Annotated in this window: 1 protein-coding gene and 1 pseudogene; one reads left to right on the top strand and one right to left on the bottom strand. The window is 63.9% G+C overall.

Translation table 11 applies throughout. The features are described from left to right. Positions 1-186: 186 nt before the first annotated feature. A pseudogene (locus ACOVRJ_RS18995) lies at positions 187-363 on the bottom strand (transcriptional regulator); the annotation flags it as partial. Positions 364-695: 332 nt separating this feature from the next. Here ACOVRJ_RS18995 and ACOVRJ_RS18990 point away from each other — a divergent pair. Then, complete coding sequence (locus ACOVRJ_RS18990; RefSeq protein ID WP_422045393.1) at positions 696-2,174, top strand: S41 family peptidase; 1,479 nt, start codon at positions 696-698, stop codon at positions 2,172-2,174. Positions 2,175-2,335: the final 161 nt, after the last annotated feature.

Genomic DNA, 2,335 nt, shown 5'->3' with positions numbered 1-2,335 from the left:
TGGATGAGCCAGACCCGGATCAAGCGGCGCTGTCGGGTTTACCCCGGGGCCTGTCGGCTTGAAAAGGCGTTTGAATTTCCTATGCTCTTTCTCGACGATGGTGGGCCTTCGTTCGTGCAACGCCTGCGCGAACGCGCCGCAGCGGGCCTGCAGACGCAGGCGGCATGACAGCCCCGCTCTGGCCTGTCAGATTTCGAAGGCCGTGCCCGGTTCGGCGCGCAGCGCGGGTTCAACCACCTTGCGCGTCAGCGGAGGCGCAAACGCCTCGATGAAGCTGTAGGCAAAGGCGCGCAGGAACGCACCGCGGCGGACCGCCAGGCGTGTCAGATTGGGGGCGAACAGGTGACGTGCGTCGATGGCACAGGGGCCCCAGAGGGTCAAGGGCCCCAGAGAAGGGCCCCAGAGAAGGGCCCCAGAGGGTCAGGTCTTGCAATCAAGCACGTTGGACTGACCCTGTCCCCAGCCTGAGTCAAGGGAAGTTATGTGATTGCAAGACCTGACCCCATAGACGCTTAGACGCTCGAGCGGACAAGAGGCTGTTTGAAACACTTACGCGCTGGATGGTCTCCCTTACGCCGGTCTACCCATATCGCAGTTGGTCGCCCCACAGTGCAAGTCGTCGCTGAGACGCGTTGGTCCGGGCCCTGCGAATTCAGAATGTGCGCTGCGTGCACTTGAAGCGCGAGGAGCGGACGATGCGGATTGGGTTGTCATGGGGGCTCGCCCTCGGGTTGTGTTGGGGCGCTGCCGTCAATGCGGTGGCAGATGAATCGGCAGAGCGGGCGCAACCTGCTGCGCAGGTCGACTGGGCAGCCGCCGCCCGCCTGGACATCGAGCAAATCCACAACACCCTTCGCGACCACCACCCCGGCCCGGTGGATGCGGACAACCCCGCCTTTGCCAGGTGGTTGAAGGAAGGGAGGCTGCAAGCCTTGGCGCGGGCGACCACCGCAACCCATGCTGGCGACTACTGGCGAGCGGTGCGCGGTTACACCAACGGGTTTCGCGACGGGCACATCTTGTTTGGATTCAGCCAGCCGATGGCGCGAGCGTGGCCGGGGCTGCTGACGGCCCGTGACGATCAGGGCCTGACGCGGGTGGTGGTCAACGACGACGAGCCCGGCGTGCCGCTTGGCGCGCAACTGCTGGCTTGTGATGGTCAGGATGCCGAAGCTCTGCAGCGACAGTGGGTCGACCCCTATCGGTGGAACGCCGACATTCCCCATGAGCGGAACGCGGGGTCCGTCTTCCTGATGACGGCGGTCGAGGGTGATCCACGCAGGCCTCGTGTCTGCCGCTTCCGCGCTGACGGCCTGGAAGTCGAACGGACCCTGCGCTGGACTTCGGTCTCCCAAGAGCGTCTGTCCAACTTGCTCGACCGGGCCTCCGGACGCGCGCAGGCTCGGATCGGTTTGCGACAGGTGGGTCCGGTGTGGTTTGTATCAATGCCGACCTTTCATCTGCAGCAAGCAGAGCAGGTCGAAGCCATGCGGGCGCTGATCCGCGAGCTCGGCGAACGAGCCGAGACACTGCGTACTGCGCCCTGGGTGGTGTTGGATGTGCGGGGCAATACAGGCGGCAACAGCGGTTGGGGCAATCAAGTCGCGGAGGCGCTGTTTGGCAAAACATCCGTCGATCGCGTCGTAGGCCAGTTCGACTGGACCGTTGACTGGCGTGCGTCGTCACTCAACGCGGCCAGCCTGCGGGAGGCCGCCGGGGTGTCCGAGAAGAATGGGCAGACGGCCGACGCGAAGTACCGGCGCGAATTGGCAGACGAAATCGAGAAGGCTGCTGCTGCTGGCATGGTCTATGTCCGCAAGCCGGCCCCTGCTCGATTTACTGCCGGGACACCCACAGGAGAGTCACCGCTCAAGGGCCGCGTCTTCCTGCTCACCGACCATGCCTGCGCGAGCGCTTGCCTGGACTTCGCCGACATCGCTCGTCGCCTTCCCGGCGTGGTGCATGTGGGCCTGCCCACGTCGGCCGATTCGATCTACATCGACAACACGGGCCAGGTGCTGCCCAGCGGCCAAGGCAGACTCAGTTGGTCGCTGAAGGTCTACCGGAACCGCATCCGCTCCAACAACCAGTGGTACGAGCCTGCGGTGCGCTGGCCTGGGGGTGCGATGACTGACGAGGCAGTTGCCAAATGGGTGAGTGGACTCGCGCCTTGAATACGAACCGCCTTGCGCGGGCGTGCAGATGAAGGATCTACGCGAAGTGTCGCGTCAGGAGTTACCTGTCAGGTCCCGGATGATTGATGACTCTTTTGGTGAACAAGTGAGGGTGTGATTCTTGCCACTTTTTCATCGCCATCAGGGGTGTCTGGTGGTTG

Origin of the sequence: Roseateles sp. (assembly GCF_049240545.1) — a bacterium.
Lineage (GTDB): Bacteria > Pseudomonadota > Gammaproteobacteria > Burkholderiales > Burkholderiaceae_C > Paucibacter_A.
This window is presented reverse-complemented; position numbering and strand designations above follow the sequence as displayed.

Bases quoted from the DNA above. Each gene is read 5' to 3' on its own strand.
- ACOVRJ_RS18990 (WP_422045393.1), top strand. From the start codon at position 696: ATGCGGATTGGGTTGTCATGGGGGCTCGCCCTCGGGTTGTGTTGGGGC.